The organism is Helicobacter saguini (genome assembly GCF_000762875.2).
Classification (GTDB): domain Bacteria; phylum Campylobacterota; class Campylobacteria; order Campylobacterales; family Helicobacteraceae; genus Helicobacter_A; species Helicobacter_A saguini.
The window spans coordinates 74,232-94,350 of sequence record NZ_JRMP02000003.1; the positions used below are offsets into that span (position 1 = coordinate 74,232).

Below are 20,119 nucleotides of genomic sequence, written 5' to 3' on the forward strand. Positions count from 1 at the left end.
ATGCCCCTAAGGATAAAAAGACAAAAGAAGATTCAAATGTTGCTAAAGATGAAAAGTCAAAAGAAAATTTAGAATCTGCTAAATTAGAATCTGCTAAAAATGAAAAAGATTCTATAAAAATGCCGAGTGAAAAGAAAATGCCAACTTGGCGAAATGGCTATGCTATAAGTGCGGAGAGTGCGCATCTTTATACCGCGCCACTTGAGTCTTGCGATTTATATTCGATTAATTTTGATACGCCAGAGCCTGAGATTCCATTCAATCTTAATAATGAAACTAGCCACGCCTTGAGAGTAGATTCCATAAATAATAGCCACGTCGTGACAGCAGATTCTAAAAACACAGAATCTAATGCAACTTTAAACACAAATAAAGATTCTAAAAGTGCGATAAATCCGCAAGATTCTAATACAAATCTAGCCAAAATAGATTCTAAAAACAAAATAGATTCTAAGAGCGAATTACACAATATAGAATCTAAAAATATAGAATCTAAAAACGCCCACAAAGCAGATTCTAAAGCGGATATTAAAATAGAATCTAACGCCACCAACGCAGATTTTAAAAACATAGAATCTAAAACCGCCGCAAACATCACAAAAGATTCCAACATTACAGAATCTAAAACCGCCACGCCACAAACAAATATAGATTCTAAAAACACAGAATCCGCCACAAACACCATAATAGAATACACCAACCCCAAAGATTACATTATCCATAATAAAACTATGCAAAATATTATATATAATGGAATACCTAAAAACGAAAAAGTTACAATTATCGCAACTTTTGGCGATTTTTATAAGATTCAATACACCACAAAAATAAACAAAGAAAATGTCGAAATCACAGGCTTTATCAAAAAAAGTGACGCAAAACTAGCCGCTTTTAACTTTGATTTTTACTTCACGCTCGTGTGTATGGTGTTTGTGCTGCTTTTGGGTCGCTACATTATCGCACGTGTCAAACTTTTGCAGGATTATAACATCCCAGAGCCCGTTGTGGGCGGCATTTTGGCGGCGATTTTTATTTTGTGTGCGTATCAGTTTTTGGGCGTTGAGTTTAAGTTTGATGGTTCGCTTAAAGACCCGCTAATGCTTGCGTTTTTCTCATCCATCGGCTTGTCTGCGGACTTTGCGTCTCTTAAAAAGGGTGGCAAAATGCTAGGCATTTTCCTTGTTGTCGTGGTTGTGTTGCTATTTTTGCAAAATTTCATCGGCGTTGGCGTGGCTTACGCGATGGGGACAAACCCGCTAATAGGCATGCTAGGCGGCTCAATCACAATGAGCGGCGGACATGGCACGGGCGCTGCGTGGGCAGCGACTTTTAGCGACCCGCCCTACAACTTCGCCGCGGCGATGGAAGTGGCAATGGCGTGTGCGACCTTTGGGCTTATTATGGGCGGCATTATCGGCGGTCCTACGGCGCGATATTTGATTAAAAAATACAAGCTAAAAACGCCCGGCAAAGAGCATAACAATGACGACCCGCACGGCTTTGAGACGCCGCAAAAGGAGCGGCTAATCACGCCTATTAGTTTTATAGAATCTTTGGCGTTAATTGCGATTTGTCTGCTTGTTGGGAATTTGCTAAGTGATTTTGTCAAAAGCCTCGCTCCTAGCTTTAATCTGCCGACTTTTGTGTATTGTCTATTTGTCGGCGTGGTGCTGCGAAATGCTTTGAGTGCGACGAACATTCACCATGTTTTTGATAGGGAAGTAAGCGTGCTTGGCAATGTTTCGCTTTCATTATTTCTAGCCTTTGCGATGATGACTTTGAACCTTTGGGAGCTAGTCGCTTTGGCGCTGCCTATGATTGTGATACTTGTGGCGCAAGCCGTGTGTATGGTGCTTTTTGCGATTTACGTTACCTTTAGATTCTGCGGACGCGACTATGATGCGGCGGTGCTGGCTAGCGGACATTGTGGCTTTGGGCTTGGCGCGACCCCTACTGCGATGGTAAATATGCAAACGGTTACAAGCCACTATGGTCCTAGCCATATGGCATTTATCATCGTGCCGCTTGTTGGCGCATTTTTCATCGACATCATTAACGCAGTGGTAATCCAGCTAATCTTGCAAATCCTACCGATGTAGCCACGCGATGAATGATATAAAACAGGTTTTAGATTCTATAAATTCGCTAATTGATAATGGCGTAAATATTTTTTTACTTAGCGGAAATGTAGGCGTGGGGAAAACTTTTTTGGTTAAAGAATTTGCCAAAACAAAGGGCATTACGCAGGTAAATTCACCTACATTCTCATTTATCCACGAATATGCGTCTTTAGATTCTAAGATTTTTCATTATGATTTATATCTAAAAAACACACAAGATTCTAAGGCAAAATTATTAGAATCTTTAAGCCTTGAAGGCATCCACTTTATTGAATGGGGCGACAAATCTCTAGCTCAAACCTTGCAATCCTTAGGCTTTTGTGTAAGTCTAGTTGAAATTACAGAATCTAGCACTAAAGATTCTAGAATCTATACAATTATTAGTATATTTTAATTTTGATAAATTCTTTTCCGTATCTAAAGTATGGAATCTAGCGGTGAAGGACTGAGAGTTTATGTGCTTGTAAGCCTTCGATGTCGGCGATTGTAGCACATGCTTCACGTAAAGATTCTAAGCCATCTTTTGTAAATGATAAAAGCGATGTGCGTGTGCTAAAGTTTTCGCTGCTTAATGGTGAGAAAAACTTCGCACTGCCGCCTGTTGGCAGCGTGTGGTTTGGTCCTGCTAGGTAGTCGCCGATAGCCTCTGGGGTGTAGCGACCTAAGAAAATCGCGCCAGCGGCTTTTATGCGTGGGAGCAAGTCTAGCGGGTTTTGCGTGATGATTTCAAGGTGCTCGGGTGCGATTTCATTCATCAGTGCCGCGCCTTGCTTTAGGTTTTCGACTACGATTATGACGCCGCGGCTATTTATGCTTTTTTCCGCTATTTCGCGGCGGGTTAAGGTCGCTAGTTTTTTATCAATTTTGGTGGCGACTTGCGTTGCCAAAAGTGCGTCATCTGTGATTAAAATGGAGCTAGCTAGCTCGTCATGCTCGGCTTGTGATAGCATATCAATCGCCAAAGTGTCAATGGGCGCGCTCCTATCCGCTAGTATGCCTATTTCGCTAGGACCGGCTATCATATCGATATTGACCTCGCCAAATACAAGCTTTTTCGCGGTCGCCACATAGATGTTGCCAGGACCTGTGATGACATCGACTTTCCGCACACTTTTGGAATCTTGCGTAGCGTTTGTTCGCCATTTTTTATCGCCTAAACCGTAAGCCAAAAGCCCTATCGCGCCCACACCGCCGACTTTGTAGGCTTCTTTTATGTCACAAAGATACATCGCGGCAAGGAGCAGTTCGTTGATTTCATTTCGCGGCGTGGGCGTGGTTACAACGATATTTTGCACGCCTGCGACTTTTGCGGGGATGGCATTCATCAAAAGTGAGCTAGGGTAAAACGCCTTGCCACCTGGGACATAAAGCCCAGCGCGCGATACAGGCAGCACGATTTGCCCTAGCGTATTTGCGTAGTTATCGTTCTTTATAAAGCCGCGTGGCTTAGTGTATTCGTGGAATGTGTAGATTCTATCATACGCAATTTTTAGGGCGTCTTTGCTTTTAGAATCTAGATTTTTGTAGGCATTTTCGGCGTGATTAAAGTCGATTTTTAGGCACTCTAAGGACTTTGGATTCCAAGAATCATACTTTGCTACCAGCTCTAAAATGCTATCTATCCCACGCTTTTTTATATCCTTAAGCGTCTCTAAAACGCTAGGGATAATGCTATCCATATCCTCACTAGCGCGATTTAGCAGGATATTAAACTCATTCTCAAAGTTAGAATCTTTTGTGTTTAGAATCTTTATCATTTTATTTTCTCCATTTATATTTATTTGATTCTATCATTGAAAGTTAGAATCTTTTGTTAGAATCTACAAAAATATTAGGGGAAAATATAAAGCGAGAATCACATTTCATTATACCTTACAATATTCCTTGATTTCGGCGGTTTTGTCTGTTTTTTCCCATGTGAAATCTGGCAACTCGCGACCGAAGTGTCCATAACTTGCGGTTTTTTGATATATCGGGCGGAGTAAGTCTAAAGATTCTATAATGCCTTTTGGCGTAAGTTTAAAGATGCGTTTTACGCACTCTGTCAATACTGAATCTTCCACGCGACCTGTGCCTTGCGTATTCACTAAAATGCTAACCGGCTCGACTACGCCGATAGCGTAAGCCACCTGCACGGTAGCCTTATCACACACGCCACTAGCCACTAGATTTTTGGCGACATATCGTGCCGCATACGCCGCACTTCTATCCACTTTGCTAGGGTCTTTCCCACTAAATGCGCCACCCCCATGCGGACAGCTCCCACCATAAGTATCAACGATGATTTTGCGACCTGTCAAACCTGCATCGCCCTGCGGTCCGCCTATTACAAACTTGCCTGTGGGATTTACAAAATAGCGGATATTATCGTTCAAATACTGCTCTGGCAGGACTTTCTGCACGATTTCTTCAATCACGGCATCTTTCAAATGATTTTGCTGCGTTTCAGGGCTATGCTGCGTTGAAATCACAATCGTATCAATCGCGCTCGGCACACCATTTTCATACCGCACGGTCACTTGAGATTTCCCATCTGGGCGTAAAAAGGGCAGCGTGCCATCCTTTCTAGCCTTTGCAAGTCCTTCAGTCAGTCGGTGTGAAAGCCATATCGGCAAGGGCATAAGCTGCGGCGTCTCACGACACGCATAGCCAAACATTAGCCCCTGGTCGCCTGCGCCGATTTCGCCATCTTCTCTATCCACGCCTTGATTAATATCTGGGCTTTGCTCCCCGATACCATTTAGCACGGCGGCACTGCGATAGTCAAAGCCATAAAGTGCGTCAGTGTAGCCGATTTCTTGCACGACTTTTCGCGCGATTTCTTGCATGGGCGCATATACGCTAGTTTTTAGCTCGCCAGCAATTACGCAAAAGCCATTGCTTACAAGTGTTTCGCACGCCACACGTGCCTTTTTATCGCGCGCTATGATGTAGTCTAGCACAGCGTCACTTATTTGGTCTGCCATTTTATCTGGGTGTCCTTCTGTTACTGATTCGCTTGTGAATAGGTATGAATTGCTCATTTTTGTCCTTTTGTTTTTTAAAAAATATGTGAAAGAATAGCACAAAATATTAAATATACATATTGTAATTTTAATTTTTTGCATAAAATTAGCGTTTCTTTTTTGTTATGTTTTTGGGTTTATAATTTGCGTTTTGATTGTGATTTATAGAATCTTTCGTCATATTGAGCGAAGCGAAATATGTGATTATGTATTTTTAGGGGTTTTTTATGATTGAAAAAGTGCGGTTAAATATCGGTGGAATGAGCTGTGCGTCCTGCGTGGCAAATGTGCAAAGGGCTTTAAGTCGGCTTAAGGGCGTGGAATCTGCGGAAGTTTTTTTACTTACAAATAGCGCGAAAGTTATTTTTGATTCTAATTTGTGTAATGTGGAATCTTTGATTAAGGCGGTGCAAGGTGTAGGCTATGATGCAAGTTTCGACTCGGTTTTGAGTGAAGATTCTATGGAATCTAAGTCGCAAGATTCTAACAAAACACAGAATCTAGATTCTAAAAATACGCAAAATTCGCAGGATAATTTTCCTTTAGATTCAATGTCCCACCCAGTCCCACCCACTGAAAATTTAAAGGAAAATTATCCTGCGAATTTTCAACCAAACCAAGATTCTAAAGAAAATATGGAATCTAACACGCAAAATTCGCAGTTGCGAGATTCATATCAATCTATTCCCACCCAACCACCCATTTTTAAGACTGAAATGAATCTCTCAACTGCGAATTTTGCTAACACACAAGAAAACGCAGTTTCTTTAGAAAACATAGAATCTAAAAACGTGGATTCTAAAGATTCTATACAAAATACAGAATCTAATTTGCAAGATTCTATAAAAACTCAAAGTATGGATTGTCACGAAATTTCTCGCAATGACTTACAGAATCTAGATTCTAAAGAAACACAAAATATAGAATCTAAAGAGCAAAAACCTAAGCTTACATGTGCTTTGCCAAAGGACTGCTACACAAAAAGAAATGGTTTAAAAGAGATGTTAGAGTATATCGAAATAAAGATTCTAACACCAAAAGTGCGATTGATTTTATCCGCGATATTATCAAGCATAATACTTTATATTACAATGTTTGCTGAAATGCTAAATTTCCCGCTGCCACACATTTTACAACAAGCAACAATAAACGCACTAACACAATGCTTTATCGCCCTTTGTGTAATGCACTTAGGACGCGATTTTTATTTTAAGGGCATAAAGGCGTTATTTTACTTGTCGCCAAATATGGATTCACTTGTTGCACTTGGTTCTTTGGCTGGATTTTTTTATAGTCTTTATATATTGATTCAAGGCTTAATAGCAGGACATATAAATGTGCATAATTTATATTTTGAAGGCGTGTGCGTAATCTTAACCTTTGTAATGTTAGGTAAATTTATCGAAAATAACGCTAAAAATAAAGCAATGGCAAATGCTAAGAAGCTACTTCAAAAGCAAGATTCTAAAGTGTATAAATTACAGAATCTAGATTCTAAAAGTCGCATTGAAATTAGCCCAGATTCTATCATTAAGGGCGATTATTTAGAGATTTTAGAGCATAGCTTTGTGCCTGTGGATTGCGTTTTAATAACGCCGCAAATTGCAAGTATTGATGAGAGCGTTTTAAGTGGTGAGAGTTTGCCGATAAATAAATCTAAGGGCGAAATAATAAATGCTGGAAGTCTAAACTTAGAATCTAATATCATCGTTCAGGCACTTAGCGGCGTAAAAGATTCTACGCTATCTAAGATGAAAGCTTTGATAATGGATAGTTTAGAATCTAAGGCGCGAATTGCAGCGTTGGCTGATAAAATCTCTGGAATCTTTGTGCCTTGCGTTATACTTTTGGCTTTGCTTTCTTTTGCTTTTTGGCTATTTTATGCGGATTTAGGCGTGGCTATTAGCTATTTTGCATCCACGCTTTTGATTTCGTGTCCTTGCGCTTTAGGCTTGGCTACGCCGATGGCAATTCTTTTTGCAAATGCTAGGGCAAATAATATGGGTATTTTCTTTAAAGATTCTAAAAGTTTAGAAAATATTGCGACTTGTGATGTAGCTATTTTTGATAAAACCGGGACTTTGACAAGCCGCGATTTTAAGGTTGTGGATATACAATCCGCTCACTCCCCCTCCCTTGCGGAGGGGGCTGGGGGGTGGGTCAATAACCACGAAAATATAGAAAACCAAAGTATAGAATCTAAAACTAAAATACCCACCCCCCAACCCCCCTCCGCAAGGGAGGGGGGCTACTCCACTAATGAAATCTTGCGTTTAATTGCTAGTTGTGAAAAATCTAGCACGCATATACTAGCGCAATCAATTTGCAAGGCTTATAAAAGAAGCGATTTATATAATATTATAGAATCTAAAAATATTATAAACCGCGGCATACACGCAATATTAAATATAGATTCTAAACCCATCGATTTTATCGTAGGAAATGCGACTTTTATGCGTGAAAATGGTATAGAATCTATAAATGAAGATTCTATAAAAGGCTTAAATATCTACATAGCAAAACTAGATTCTAACAAATATCAGCTTTTAGGAAGTATAACCTTGCAAGAAAATCTAAGGGAAGATGCGATAAATCTTATAGAATCTTTAAAAGAATTAGGCATAAATAGCGAGATTTTAAGCGGTGATAGCACGCAAAATGTGGAACGTGTCGCAAAAATTTTAAATATGAATTTTAAGGGAAATTGCTCTCCAAATGATAAATTAGAAAGGATAAAAGAACTGCAAAAGCAAGGCAAAAAAGTAATAATGATAGGCGATGGGACAAATGATGCGATGGCTCTATCAAGGGCAAATGTGTCAATTGTAATGTCAAGCGGGGCAAACTTAAGCCTTGAAGTAGGCGATATAATCTATTTTAATAATCACTTAGGTGGCATAAAAAACGCCGTTTTACTAGGACGAAAGGCACTGCGTAATATCAAGGAAAATCTAAGCTTTGCCTTTATTTATAACGCGATATGTATCCCTATTGCAATGGGAGTTTTTAGCCATTTTGGAATCTATTTAAACCCAATGCTAGCAAGTCTAGCAATGTCTCTAAGCTCAATAAGTGTCGTAACCAACGCCACAAGACTTTATTATACAAAATTGTAAAAACAATGTTAGAATCTTAAAAAGGATAAAAATGAATAATGTAAAACTTAGTGATATAATGGATGGTGAATTAAGCATATATAGCTGCATTCTTTACTGCATTTCTAATAAACTTGATATTGTCCTGCCTGATAGTGATAGTATAGCCTTAGCCTTTCCAAATCTTAAGGATAAAAACTTGCAATATGGTGAAGCGGATAATACAATAAAAGTTAAAAAAGATGAAGCCGCCGCTAGGGAGCTTTTCAATATGTTTTTACAAATACATAATGAGTGTATAAATCTTAGTATGGATAATGAAAAAATGGATGGATATTTAGGTAGGATTTATACATTTATTATTTCACGTCCTATTCTTAGTTATATTTATGAATTTACAAGCTTATTTTTAAATCATGTAGAAAATAATCAAAATAGCCTTGATGGCGTTCGCATTCTTAGCGTGGATATATTTAAGCACTTTCTAAGAGATGCCCCGCACAGAGAAGCGGTAAAATTTGCCGCATTTATGCTAAGCGTAACACATCAAGATAGTGAAACTAGAATGCTACTAGATACGATAGGGCACTGCGATGAGTTTGCTTTGCCTGTGGCTCGTGCCTTTGCGTATGACAAGGATAATGAAAGCATATTTAAACTAGCAAAATTTGTAAAAGGCTGGGGGCGATTTAACTACTTAAGTTATATGGAAATAGATTCTATAGACAAAAGAGAATGGCTAATATTTGAAAGTTATAAATGTGATTTTTGCCAAGATTATGTAAGTCTTATAGCCTTAAAGTATGGAGATGTGCTAGGATACCTTAAAGAAAATGGCTTTGATGATAGAATCTATGATGCGGTTGGTGATTTATTAGATAATATTTATGCGTCAAAATATGTAGATTTTAGCGATTATAAAGATTCTAAAGAAGTGATAAAATTATTTATAGATGATATTATAAATAGGGAAATCAACGATGCTAGACAATATGTATTAGTGTCAATATTAAACACATTAGATTCTAACTTATTTAGCGACAGCGAAAGGGAATTATTAGCTCCATTAGTGCAAGTCCCTTTATTTGAAAACCTTACATTTGACAAAGATAACAAAGCCACAATATTTTGCAGGGATAAATCTAAAAAATATGTGATAGAAAGGGTTAGTAATATAGAATCTAAAAAAACTAAATCTGTTAAAAAAAGTGGAAAAATTAAAAATACCAAAAAAGATTCCAAAAACTATAGAATTTAAATATCAACCCATTTTACACATTCTTTACATTTCAAATATTCTAACTTTACACAAGATTTTTATACTTTTGGCATTTTTTTAGAATCTAGATTCTAACCAACAAAAAGGACAACAAAATGGAATTTAAAGAGAAGTTTTTCAAGTATCTTTTTGGGCTTTGTGCGATGATTTCGATATTTGCGGTCATTATGATTTGCGTATTTTTGTTTGCAAATGCGATACCGACCACGATTAAAATCGGCTTTACAAACTTCATTTTTGGGCGCGATTGGTATCCTGATGTCGAGCTTTTTGGCATTTTCCCTATGATTGTGGGGAGCTTTTATGTGACGGCATTAGCGATACTTTTTGGTGTGCCACTAGGCGTTTTGTGTGCGGTTTATTTATCCAAATTCTGCCCGCCGCATATCAAAAAATATCTTATTCCAGCGGTAGAACTGCTTGGTGCGATACCTTCGGTTGTCTATGGATTTTTCGGGCTTGTAGTAATCGTGCCGATGCTATCAAGTATGTTTGGCGGTATTAGCGGTAAATGCGTGCTTGCGGCTAGTCTCATTTTGGCGATTATGGTCTTGCCAACTATCATTTTGGTCTCAAAAGCGGCAATAGATTCCGTACCAAACACATATTATGAAGGAGCGTTGGCGTTGGGTGCAAGTAGCGAGCGTAGCATATTTTTTGCGACCTTACCAGCGGCAAAATCAGGCGTTTTAGCGGCAGTGATTTTAGGCGTAGGACGGGCAATCGGCGAGGCGATGGCTGTAATCATGGTCGCAGGTAACCAAACCACAATCCCGCACAGCATTTTGGATGGTGTGCGCACACTCACCACAAACATCGTGCTAGAAATGGGCTACGCAGAAGGCTTACACCGCGAAGTGCTAATCGCAAACGCCGTAGTTCTTTTCGTCTTTATCCTTATTATCAATATGTGCTTTAATTTGATAAAGAAAGAGAAGAATTAAAATATTTATAGAATCTAAATTAAAAATTTTATAAAATATCTTACAATACAGAATCTAACTTAAAGTAGGATTACGTGAAGTATTTTGTGTGTTTTGTATTGTGGTTATTTGTCTTAAATGCTAAAGAAGATTCTGTAAAAAATAGGTTGGTTGTAGAATGTGCTAACTCTCATTTAGAATCCTGTGAAACTTTATTGGAAAATATACCAAGCATAGAATCTTGTGATGCAACTAATGAGTGTGAATTTAGCGGATGGGTATATGCACAAGTACAAGATTATAATCGCTCTATTATATATTTACAAAAAGCCTGTGATAGTAATTATTTTGAGGCATGCAATAAGTTAGGTTTTAGCTTTCAGCGATTAAATAATTATAAAAAGGCAAAGAAATATTATAAAATAGCTTGTGATAGAGATAATATGAACGCATGTTTTAATCTAGCAAGTTTATATATTGATGGATTAGGCGTAGGAAAAAGTTATGAAAAAGCCAATAAACTATATGAAAAAATTTGCAATAATAGCGAAGGAATAGGTTGTTTGCATTTAGCCCTTGCGTATATAAATGGTGATGGAGTAAAAAAAAATATTAGTAAAGCCTTAAGGTATTTTAAGCAAGGATGTGATTTAGGAAATAATAAATCGTGTGAGTTATATGATAAAAATAATCAATAAGTTTATAGTATTGTTTTAATACTATTTTGTATAACAGCAGGGTTGCTTGGCTCTACCAATCTTTGTCCTATCTCTTGCCCGTCTTTATAGAAAATTAATGTTGGTATTCTTTGTATGTTTAGAGTGTCTTTTAATTCTTCTTCGTTGCTAAAATTTACACTAAAAAATTTTACTTGCCCTTCAAAATCCTTTTGCATTTTATCCATAATAGGAGCAATTCTTCTGCAGTCTCCACACCAATCCGCCTGAAACTCAACCACCACTATACCATTTTTTATAGAATCAAAATAATTGTTTTTGTTTAACTCTTGCATATTTTTCCCTTACTTCTTCGACCAGCCTCTAGAATCTAAGCCCTTTTTTACTGCGCGCTCAAACTCCATTGCCAAATCAGGATTTTTCTCTGTGAATTTCTTTTGCGTATCAAGTATGATATTTTTTTCCGCGTTTGGATGCAGGCTCAAAGCCACGAGCATTCCCTTAATATCGCGTTTGTCAATCTCTAGCTTGTCATAATCCTCAAAGACCTTATCCATCGCCTCTTGCAAGTCCTGCAGTGTGCTATTTCTAGAATCTAGCACCATTTTTACGCCCTCTAAACTTGGTCCGCTTGATAAATCGATATTAATCTCACGCTCCTTTGGCTTACTACTAAGCACAAACTTAAACAACGCAAAAATAAAAAGAACCACGACAACGACAAAACTACCGCCGATAAATATGAGATTTGTATTATCCATACTTTTACCTTTTTTGGAAAATTGTAGCTATTATTCTAACATAAAATTTTATTGTATTCTAAAATAAATTATCTTTTATTTGATAGAATTAGTATTTTTTGAAAGTGGTTATTAAAAAGGTGGGTTTATGCGACATTTTTTGGCTGATTGTGACTATGCTTTTTTGGCGCGAAAATATGGCACGCCGCTGTATATTTACGATATAGATTCTATGCAAAGGCAGTATGGCACGATAAAAGACGCGTTTGCGGGGTTTAAATCGCTTATTTGCTACGCGCTTAAGGCGAACTCAAATCTTAGCATTATCAAAACGTTGGCAAATATGGGAAGCGGGGCTGATTGCGTTAGCTTAAATGAAGTGCGAAGGGCGTTACTTGCGGGGATTCCGCGATATAAGATTATCTTTAGTGGCGTGGGGAAAGAAGATTATGAGATAAGGGAAGCCCTGCGTTTAGGCATTTTGTTTATAAATGTGGAATCTGAAATGGAATTACTGCGGATTGAGCGGATTGTAAAGGAGATAAGGGCGGAATCTAGGGAATCTGATTCCCCCCTCCCTTGCGGAGGGGGGTTAGGGGGGTGGGTCAAAGATTCACAAGATTCTAACCTAGATTCTAAAAATACTAACAAAACTACAGAATCTATTAGCAATATCCAAACTCTACAAGCCAGAATCTCCATCCGCGTAAATCCAGATGTAAATGCCAACACGCACCCATATATTTCCACAGGACTGCATGAAAATAAGTTTGGGCTTGATATTGAGAGTGCCAAACGCCTTTATCTTTACGCACAAAAAAGCGAGTTTTTAAACCCGGTTGGAATCCACTATCACATCGGCTCGCAGATTCTAGATTCTAGCCCTTTGCTTGAAGCCACAGATAAGATTTTTGAACTTGCAAAAAGTTTGAAAAGTGCGAATATTGACTTAAAATTTTTTGATATAGGCGGTGGCTTTGGTATTAATTATAAAGATGATAAAAGCTTTGATATTACTAATTATATAGGGCAAATAATTAGGAAAATCGATAGTTTGGATTTAACTTGTATATGCGAGCCGGGACGATTTATCATGGGAAATAGTGGCGCGATTTTAACGCGTGTCATCGGTGAAAAACGCACTGCAAATAAACGTTTTGTAATTATAGATTGCGCTATGAATGATTTAATCCGTCCAAGCCTTTATCACGCGTATCATAATATTGTGAAAGTAGATTCTAAAATTACAGAATCTAGCACTAAAACCACCAAAAAGTTACAAAAATGCGATATTGTCGGCGCAATTTGTGAAAGCGGCGATTATGTCGCAAAAGATAGAGAAATGCCAGAGTGCGAGAGCGGCGACTTGCTACTTATAGAATCTTGTGGCGCGTATGGCTTTAGTATGTCAAGCAACTACAACTCGCGAATGCGCCCCGCCCAAGTCGCCCTTTTTAATGGCAAAGACTACCTAATACAACCCCGCGAAACCTTCGAAACCACAATCACCCCCGAACTAGAAAACCTACACAACTTTAAAAAAGATTCTAAATCTATAATAGATTAAAACATTTTTTATCATAAAAAATAAATATTTGAAAGTATTTTATAAAGTTTTGTGACATACTAGATTCTATAAAACACAAAACATTATGTTACATAATAATTTATAATAAATTTGATATAATTTCAAATTTTCAAAGGAGAGATAATGACAAGTAGTTTGAATGCAAATGGTGGTAGCACCGCCTTTAAAAGTGGGAATGCAAATGAGTTTAAAACAAATGTGAGTAACTTTAAAACAAGCGATTTTCAAGGCTTTCAAAGTGGGCAAAAAAGTGGGGAAAATGCAGAGCAAAAAAGCAGTAATTTTCAAGCCTTTAAAGGTGGGGATGGCTTTCAAAGTGGGGGTAAAGGTGCGACAAAATGGAGCGTGGGAAGTCCGCAAAATCCGCATAGTCCGCTAAAAAAAGAGCGTGAAATCACAAAAGTGCCTTTTACAAAGGAAATGAAAGAAACGCACACGATTTTAGTGCCGATGATGCTGCCTATTCACTTTCGCTTTTTGGTTAATATCTTGCACCTGCATGGCTACAAGGCTGAGCTGCTGCATAATGCGGGCGCTGCTGTGGTAAATGAGGGCTTAAGAAACGTTCATAATGATACGTGCTATCCTGCATTGCTTGTGATAGGGCAGATGATTGACGCGCTTAAATCAGGCAAGTGGGATTTAAACAAAGTCGCCCTTTTGATAACGCAAACAGGTGGCGGCTGCAGGGCTAGTAACTATATTCATTTATTACGAAAGGCGTTGAATAAGGCTGGGTTTGGCTATATTCCTGTGATTTCGCTTAATTTTAGTGGGTTAGAATCTGGGCAGGGCTTCTCCGTTACGCGTGAAATGCTTAAAAACTTCTTAAGTGCGATTGTGTATGGCGACTTGCTTATGAATCTAGCTAATCAATGCAAGGCTTACGAGCTAAATAAGGGCGATACTGACGCTATGGTAAGCAAGTGGGTGGAACGCATTACGACAAAGGGAAGTAATGCTGGTTTGACGAATTACCGCGCGCAAAAGAAAGATATGCAAGAGATTTTAGATGATTTTGCAAGCATTCCGCGTGAAGATTCTAAAAAGATTAGGGTTGGCATTGTCGGTGAGATTTATATCAAGTTTTCGCCGATAGGAAATAATAATTTGGAGGATTTTTTGCTGGCGGAGAATTGCGAAGTGGTGATTCCGGGCTTCCTTGATTTTTGCCTTTATTGCATAAATGATAGCATTGTGGAGAATAAAATGTATGGTGGCAAACGCCTTACACGCCTTATTTATCGCGTGGTGTATGAGTATTTTTGCAAGAAGCAAAGCGATATGATTAAGATGATAAAGCGGCACGGGGTTTTCACGCCGCCTAGCCCATTTAAGCACACCAAAACCCTTGCTGATGGCTATGTGAGCGAGGCGATGAATATGGGCGAGGGATGGCTACTAACTGCTGAAATGCTAGAACTTATCGAGCAGGGCGTAAATAACATCGTATGCACGCAGCCCTTTGGTTGCCTGCCAAATCACATCGTAGGACGTGGAATGCTAAAAATTATCAAAGAGAAAAACCCGCAAAGCAACATCGTCTCAATCGACTACGACCCATCCGCTACGCGTGTAAATCAAGAAAATAGGATAAAACTTATGCTAAGCAACGCAAAAAAGGAATTGATAGAATCTAAAGATTCTAAAAGTATGCAAAAAGCCCATGCTTAAAGGGTTAAACCTTGTTTAAACGATTTAGATTCTATAATTTAACAAATTTTTAAAAAATGGACTAATAAAAAATGGCGAAATTAAAAGATATACTAAAAATGCTTTATAGAAATTTATTTGCAAGTATGCCTTTAAGCATATTTTTGATGATTGTGTATGCTATTGCGATAGGCTGGGCGACTTTTATTGAAAAGGACTATGGCACGCTTGTCGCGCAAGATGTGATATATCATTCATGGTGGTTTGAGGGGCTAAATGTGTGGCTGCTATTAAACATTTTGGGCTGTATGTACTTAAGTGCAAAGCATAATTTGAAAATTAATGTGATACTTTTTCACGCGTCTTTGGTTGTGATTATTTTGGGGGCTGGGATAACGCGCCACTTTGGCTTTGAGGGGCGTATGACATTATCAAATGGGCAGGAAAGCGCCTTTGTGCTAAGTAGTGATAAGTTTTTAAATGTGCTTGTGAGTAATGAAATAGGCTCTGGTGGGATGAGCGATATTCGTCCCCTTGATAGTTTTAAAGAGGGCTACAAGATTTTCCTTAGCCCTTATGTTCGCTATTCGAGTTTCTCTTTAGATACGGAAGTGTATGATAAACCCTTGAAAATAAAGTCCTTAGAAGTGCTAAATTACTCCCTTGCAAGCCTTTATAACGACACGATAAAAAATAATCGCGAGATTGCAAATATCGATAAAAACGAGCTAGATTCTAAGATGAAAGAAAATCATTATGTAGCCCAGTTTGAGGTTGAATATGATGGCGTGAGTAAGAAAATGGTTGTTAGCAATGGCGGCGAGATTGCTAGTGAAATCTTTGGAAACCGCATCATCACGCTATCTTGGGGACCTAAAAATGTGCTTTTGCCTTTTGCTTTAAAGCTGGAACGTTTCGAAGTGACGACTTATCCGGGCTCACGTATGGAATCTAGTTTCGCGTCTTATGTCGAGGTGATTGATAGTGAGCGAAAAAATTTTGAGTATAAAATCTATATGAATAATGTGCTAGATTATCGTGGGTATCGCTTTTTTCAAAGTGAGTATTTAGTCGAGCGTGATGAAAACGGAATGCCTATTCGCGATGATAATGGACTGCCTATTTATACCGCTACGATTTTGTCTGTGAATAATGACCCGGGCAAGGTTACGACTTATATCGGCTATACTTTGATGATTTTGGGAGCGATTTGGCTACTATTTGATTCTAACTCGCGCTTTAGAAAGCTAAGCAATTTCTTAAAATCGCAAAAGCCTTTACTAGCGTTGCTTGTAGGGTTATCGTTTATGTTTAGCGTGGATTCTAAACTTATGGCTGATTCTATAGAATCTACTTTGCAAGATTCTAAACAAATTATAGAATCTAAAATAGCTTACTCTCCGTCCCTTGCAAATAGAAGTCACGTAGATTCCCCCCTCCCTTGCGGAGGGGGGCTAGGGGGGTGGGTAAAAAACCATACTAATCCACACAACCAAAATACCAAAAAAGATTCTATAAATTTACAGAATCTAGATTCTAAAAACGTTGAAATACCCACCCCCCAACCCCCCTCCGCAAGGGATGGGGGCTACCCTCATTCCGCGTTTAAAGAAATAAAAAACGCAACTAACAACATAGAATCTAGCACAAAAGATTCTAATAAAAACATAGAATCTAATTATAAAGATTCTATAAAATTAGTAAATTTAGAATCTAGATTCTATAAAAATACTGAATCTAATAATTTACAAAATATAGAATCTCAAAACAATGGAATCTATCTAAGCAATTTAGGCGATTTGCAAACATCGCAAAATACGCATTTAATGCAAGATTCTAAAATAATCAAAGTAGCCAAACAAGACGAAATTATAGAATCTAAGTCGCAAGATTCTAAAGATTCTAACAAAAAAGATTCTATAGAATCTACAGAATCTACCCAGCAAAAAGACGATGAAAAGCTAAATAATTTTATGGAATACAACAAGATTCTAACCGCACAAAGTAAAGAGCTAGAGCCTTATATTAACGATATGAGCAAAGAAGCGATTGATAAAAGAATAGAAAATCTAAAAAAGATTCCAAAAAAATATTTAGAATCTTTTGCGAGCTTGCAAGTGCAAGGAATGGATGGGCGTGTAAAGCTGCTTGATACGCTAAGTGATGAGATTATGCGAAAGATTGTGGGGGCAAATCATTTTGCAGGATTAAAACATAATGAGTTTTTACTAGGGCTAATGGTAATGCCACAAGATATGGTAAAACTGCAACTAATCAAGGTAAAAAATGCTGAAATTCGTAACTTACTTGGAATCACAAATAGCAATTATGTAAGTTTTGAAGATTTATTCTACCCGGACAAATTAGCTGATGTTTATAAATACGCACTCACACAAGATATTGCGTATTTGCAGGATTTTCAAAATGCTTATAAGCTTTATCATTTTAGCAATATTGCGTTGAAAAAACGCGATGCGGATAGAAATGAATTTGACAAAGAAATCTTAAAAATTGATGAAAAAATGGACATTTTATTGCCATTTTCTATTTGGAATTATCTAAAGATTTTCCCTGAAAAAGGTGATTCTAACTGGAAAGTGCTAGGAAATGTGATGAATTTGCAGCATCCTTTTACAATGTATTTTTACCACGCCTTTGCTACTGAATCCCGCATGGGCATTGTGTTTGATAAGTGGGATAGTTTGCAAAATTCGCTAAATTTTTTGCATAATTATCAGCGTGAAACCGGCGGCGATTTATATCTAGATTCTACACGTGTCAAAAGCGAGCTATTTTTAAATCACACCGATATTTTCCCTATTTCGCAGTATTTTTATTTAGGGCTTGGAATCTTGCTATTTTTTATCGCTTTAATTGCAATTATTTCTAATAAAAAAATACCAAAGTGGCTAGGGAAAGGCATTTATTATGTGCTTTTATTTGTGTTTTTAGCGCACACTTTAGGGCTACTTTTGCGGTGGTATATCGGCGGACACGCGCCTTGGAGTAATGCGTATGAATCTATGCTTTATATCGCGTGGGCTTCGGCTTTAAGCGGGATTATAATCCTAAGAAAGTCCTATTTTGCCCTTTGTGGTGCGGCGTTCTTGGCTGGAATGGCGTTACTTGTGGCGCACTGGGGCTTTATGGACCCCTACATTGGCAATCTTCAGCCGGTACTGCAAAGCTATTGGCTAAATATCCACGTGGCAATAATTGTCGCAAGTTATGGCTTTTTAGGGCTTTCTTTAATGCTAGGAATTATCAATTTGATTTTATTCATTTTCCGCGCAAAATCCCGCCCGCAAGTAGATTCAGCCATTATTTCGCTTACCGCCATAAATGAAATGAGCATGACAATAGGCATTTTAATGCTTATCACAGGGACATTTTTGGGCGGCGTGTGGGCGAATGAATCTTGGGGGCGATATTGGAGCTGGGATTCTAAAGAAACTTGGTCTTTGGTAAGCGTTGGCGTGTATGCGGTCGTGCTTCACACGCGATTTTTAAAGCCCATTTACCAGCCTTATGTGTTTAATGTGTTATCAGTCGTGGCATTTTATAGCATTTTGATGACTTATTTTGGTGTGAATTACTACTTGGCAACAGGTATGCACTCCTATGGTCGCGGCGATACTGATGTGGTCTCAGCTAGATTGTATGTAGCCATCGCCCTAACTCTTATCCTAATCGCCCTTTCTTTCTTCCGCCGCAAACTAATCCCCCCAAAGGAAATTTTGTGAAATTGCTTTTTTGGATATTAAGTTAAAATTCAAATTTTTTCACACAAATAATGCCAAAGAATCGCCCAAAAAGTAATCGTTTGCATAGATTTTATCTCCTTTTTTGAAACACATTTTTTCATCTAATAGAATCTAGGCTTTTTTATCGTCACAAAATGCGTAATTTACGCCTACTTCACTACAAAAGCCTAAAAAAATTGCTTCTATTTTGCATATCATTTAGCCACTTTTTATTTAGCAAATTTGGATTAGATTCTATGCTAATCTCACAATTTATAGCAAGATGAGATTCCAAAATCTTAAAAATATTTTTATAAAACTTAGAATCTGCCATATTAGGCGTGCCACCACCGATAAATACGCTATTTATTTTTTTTAATTTACCCAAATTTTGCATAAAATTTAGCTGATTTTTTAAGTCAATTTCTAATGCCCTAAAATAAGACTCTATCAAATGGCTTTGATTAACTTGCGAAAAAAAGCCGCAATACCCGCACTTTGAATCGCAAAATGGAATGTGAATATATAGCAAAATCTAGCCTTTTGTAACTTTGTAAATTTTTACACAACTCTTTAAATTTATAGAATCTATTTTCTAAAAATCATATATGGGACGCCCTCGATGCCAGCGGCGATGGTAGATTCTGTGATTTCTTTTGTGATTTTGTCATTGCCTGTTTTTGGGTCATATTCTTTGGTGAAAACTTTTTTTAGCAACTTGATTTTATCATCCCTACTTGTTACTTTTTGTAACTCTTCGTAATATCCAGCCGTGCGTTTTTGCGACTTAGCACCCAAAAATGCGACCATCAAAACCTCCACATTAGAATCTTTTAAATAAGAATCAAGCTTATTAACCTCCTGCAAACAATACGGACACATCGTGTCTAGCACCATATAAGTCGTCTTTGTCGTCTTTGTCGCGGCTGGGATTTTCAGCGTATAATTTGTGTATTTTTGTAACACTTTCATCGCATTAGAATCTTTCAAGTCCTTATTATACACACTCACGCCCTCAACACTCGCACGCAGCGCGCTTTTAGCCTCGCTAAGTGGCAGCCCACCATTAAGCGGCACAATGTAGCTCCCATCGCTACTAGCAAGGAAAATTAGCCGCTCACCGCTAGGCGACTGCACGATAAGCAAACTCGCATCGCTTGCTGGTTTATTGCTAACAACTTTAAAATCCACGCTGGTTAGCTCTTTTAGCCGCTTTTGTAGGGCATTCGTGTCTAAAGCAAGAGCAAAATTGCAAAAACTGCACACAAAAATAAAAAAAACAAATATTTGTTTCAT

15 protein-coding genes are annotated in these 20,119 nt (G+C 37.9%); 9 read left to right on the forward strand and 6 right to left on the reverse strand.

The genetic code is table 11. From position 1 onward, the window contains the following. Window positions 1–860: 860 nt before the first annotated feature. Window positions 861–2,099 (forward strand): sodium/glutamate symporter, encoded by a 1,239-nt coding sequence (gltS, locus tag LS64_RS02560; RefSeq protein ID WP_034574346.1) that lies wholly within the window; start codon window positions 861–863, stop codon window positions 2,097–2,099. Window positions 2,100–2,106: 7 nt separating this feature from the next. After that, window positions 2,107–2,514 (forward strand): tRNA (adenosine(37)-N6)-threonylcarbamoyltransferase complex ATPase subunit type 1 TsaE, encoded by a 408-nt coding sequence (tsaE, locus tag LS64_RS02565; protein WP_034571792.1) that lies wholly within the window; start codon window positions 2,107–2,109, stop codon window positions 2,512–2,514. A 37-nt stretch (window positions 2,515–2,551) separates the two neighbouring features. On the opposite strand, the gene hisD is transcribed toward tsaE, so the two are convergent. After that, complete coding sequence (hisD, locus tag LS64_RS02570) at window positions 2,552–3,877, reverse strand: histidinol dehydrogenase (protein WP_034571795.1); 1,326 nt, start codon at window positions 3,875–3,877, stop codon at window positions 2,552–2,554. Window positions 3,878–3,985: 108 nt separating this feature from the next. Beyond that, on the reverse strand, window positions 3,986–5,143 hold the full coding sequence (gene metK / locus LS64_RS02575) for a methionine adenosyltransferase (RefSeq protein ID WP_034571797.1): 1,158 nt from the start codon (window positions 5,141–5,143) through the stop codon (window positions 3,986–3,988). A 209-nt stretch (window positions 5,144–5,352) separates the two neighbouring features. On the opposite strand from metK, the gene LS64_RS02580 reads away from it, so the two are divergent. The 4 genes from LS64_RS02580 to LS64_RS02595 all read left to right on the forward strand — a co-directional run bounded on the left by LS64_RS02580 (window position 5,353) and on the right by LS64_RS02595 (window position 11,120). Beyond that, window positions 5,353–8,241, forward strand: coding sequence for a heavy metal translocating P-type ATPase (locus tag LS64_RS02580; protein WP_118949389.1), 2,889 nt, complete (start codon window positions 5,353–5,355; stop codon window positions 8,239–8,241). 31 nt (window positions 8,242–8,272) lie between these two features. After that, a complete protein-coding gene (locus tag LS64_RS02585; protein WP_034573643.1) occupies window positions 8,273–9,478 on the forward strand; it encodes a hypothetical protein in 1,206 nt (401 codons plus the stop codon). Between the two features lie 116 nt (window positions 9,479–9,594). Then, window positions 9,595–10,443: a phosphate ABC transporter permease subunit PstC gene (pstC, locus tag LS64_RS02590; protein ID WP_034573645.1), complete on the forward strand. Its 849-nt coding sequence runs from the start codon at window positions 9,595–9,597 to the stop codon at window positions 10,441–10,443. 74 nt (window positions 10,444–10,517) lie between these two features. Beyond that, complete coding sequence (locus LS64_RS02595) at window positions 10,518–11,120, forward strand: tetratricopeptide repeat protein (protein WP_052062693.1); 603 nt, start codon at window positions 10,518–10,520, stop codon at window positions 11,118–11,120. A 2-nt stretch (window positions 11,121–11,122) separates the two neighbouring features. On the opposite strand, the gene LS64_RS02600 is transcribed toward LS64_RS02595, so the two are convergent. Further along, window positions 11,123–11,434, reverse strand: coding sequence for a thioredoxin family protein (locus tag LS64_RS02600; protein ID WP_034573649.1), 312 nt, complete (start codon window positions 11,432–11,434; stop codon window positions 11,123–11,125). A 9-nt stretch (window positions 11,435–11,443) separates the two neighbouring features. Then, window positions 11,444–11,860 (reverse strand): hypothetical protein, encoded by a 417-nt coding sequence (locus LS64_RS13055; RefSeq protein WP_034573652.1) that lies wholly within the window; start codon window positions 11,858–11,860, stop codon window positions 11,444–11,446. Between the two features lie 127 nt (window positions 11,861–11,987). On the opposite strand from LS64_RS13055, the gene lysA reads away from it, so the two are divergent. From lysA to ccsA, 3 genes are all read left to right on the forward strand, one after another. Beyond that, window positions 11,988–13,406, forward strand: coding sequence for a diaminopimelate decarboxylase (lysA, locus tag LS64_RS02610; protein WP_034573655.1), 1,419 nt, complete (start codon window positions 11,988–11,990; stop codon window positions 13,404–13,406). A 144-nt stretch (window positions 13,407–13,550) separates the two neighbouring features. Continuing rightward, a complete protein-coding gene (locus LS64_RS02615) occupies window positions 13,551–15,101 on the forward strand; it encodes a 2-hydroxyacyl-CoA dehydratase (protein ID WP_237416288.1) in 1,551 nt (516 codons plus the stop codon). 71 nt (window positions 15,102–15,172) lie between these two features. After that, window positions 15,173–18,823, forward strand: a complete 3,651-nt coding sequence (ccsA, locus tag LS64_RS02620; RefSeq protein ID WP_052062694.1) for a cytochrome c biogenesis protein CcsA — start codon at window positions 15,173–15,175, stop codon at window positions 18,821–18,823. A 178-nt stretch (window positions 18,824–19,001) separates the two neighbouring features. On the opposite strand, the gene LS64_RS02625 is transcribed toward ccsA, so the two are convergent. Together LS64_RS02625 and LS64_RS02630 are read right to left on the reverse strand one after the other, a co-directional pair. Next, window positions 19,002–19,355, reverse strand: coding sequence for a radical SAM protein (locus LS64_RS02625; RefSeq protein ID WP_118949388.1), 354 nt, complete (start codon window positions 19,353–19,355; stop codon window positions 19,002–19,004). 56 nt (window positions 19,356–19,411) lie between these two features. Then, complete coding sequence (locus LS64_RS02630) at window positions 19,412–20,119, reverse strand: thioredoxin domain-containing protein (RefSeq protein ID WP_052062506.1); 708 nt, start codon at window positions 20,117–20,119, stop codon at window positions 19,412–19,414.

Coding starts and splice junctions, on each gene's coding strand:
- LS64_RS02600 (WP_034573649.1), bottom strand. CDS start 11,434: ATGCAAGAGTTAAACAAAAACAATTATTTTGATTCTATAAAAAATGGT.
- tsaE (WP_034571792.1), top strand. CDS start 2,107: ATGAATGATATAAAACAGGTTTTAGATTCTATAAATTCGCTAATTGAT.
- LS64_RS02580 (WP_118949389.1), top strand. CDS start 5,353: ATGATTGAAAAAGTGCGGTTAAATATCGGTGGAATGAGCTGTGCGTCC.
- LS64_RS13055 (WP_034573652.1), bottom strand. CDS start 11,860: ATGGATAATACAAATCTCATATTTATCGGCGGTAGTTTTGTCGTTGTC.
- LS64_RS02585 (WP_034573643.1), top strand. CDS start 8,273: ATGAATAATGTAAAACTTAGTGATATAATGGATGGTGAATTAAGCATA.
- LS64_RS02630 (WP_052062506.1), bottom strand. CDS start 20,119: ATGAAACAAATATTTGTTTTTTTTATTTTTGTGTGCAGTTTTTGCAAT.
- hisD (WP_034571795.1), bottom strand. CDS start 3,877: ATGATAAAGATTCTAAACACAAAAGATTCTAACTTTGAGAATGAGTTT.
- pstC (WP_034573645.1), top strand. CDS start 9,595: ATGGAATTTAAAGAGAAGTTTTTCAAGTATCTTTTTGGGCTTTGTGCG.
- lysA (WP_034573655.1), top strand. CDS start 11,988: ATGCGACATTTTTTGGCTGATTGTGACTATGCTTTTTTGGCGCGAAAA.
- LS64_RS02615 (WP_237416288.1), top strand. CDS start 13,551: ATGACAAGTAGTTTGAATGCAAATGGTGGTAGCACCGCCTTTAAAAGT.
- metK (WP_034571797.1), bottom strand. CDS start 5,143: ATGAGCAATTCATACCTATTCACAAGCGAATCAGTAACAGAAGGACAC.
- ccsA (WP_052062694.1), top strand. CDS start 15,173: ATGGCGAAATTAAAAGATATACTAAAAATGCTTTATAGAAATTTATTT.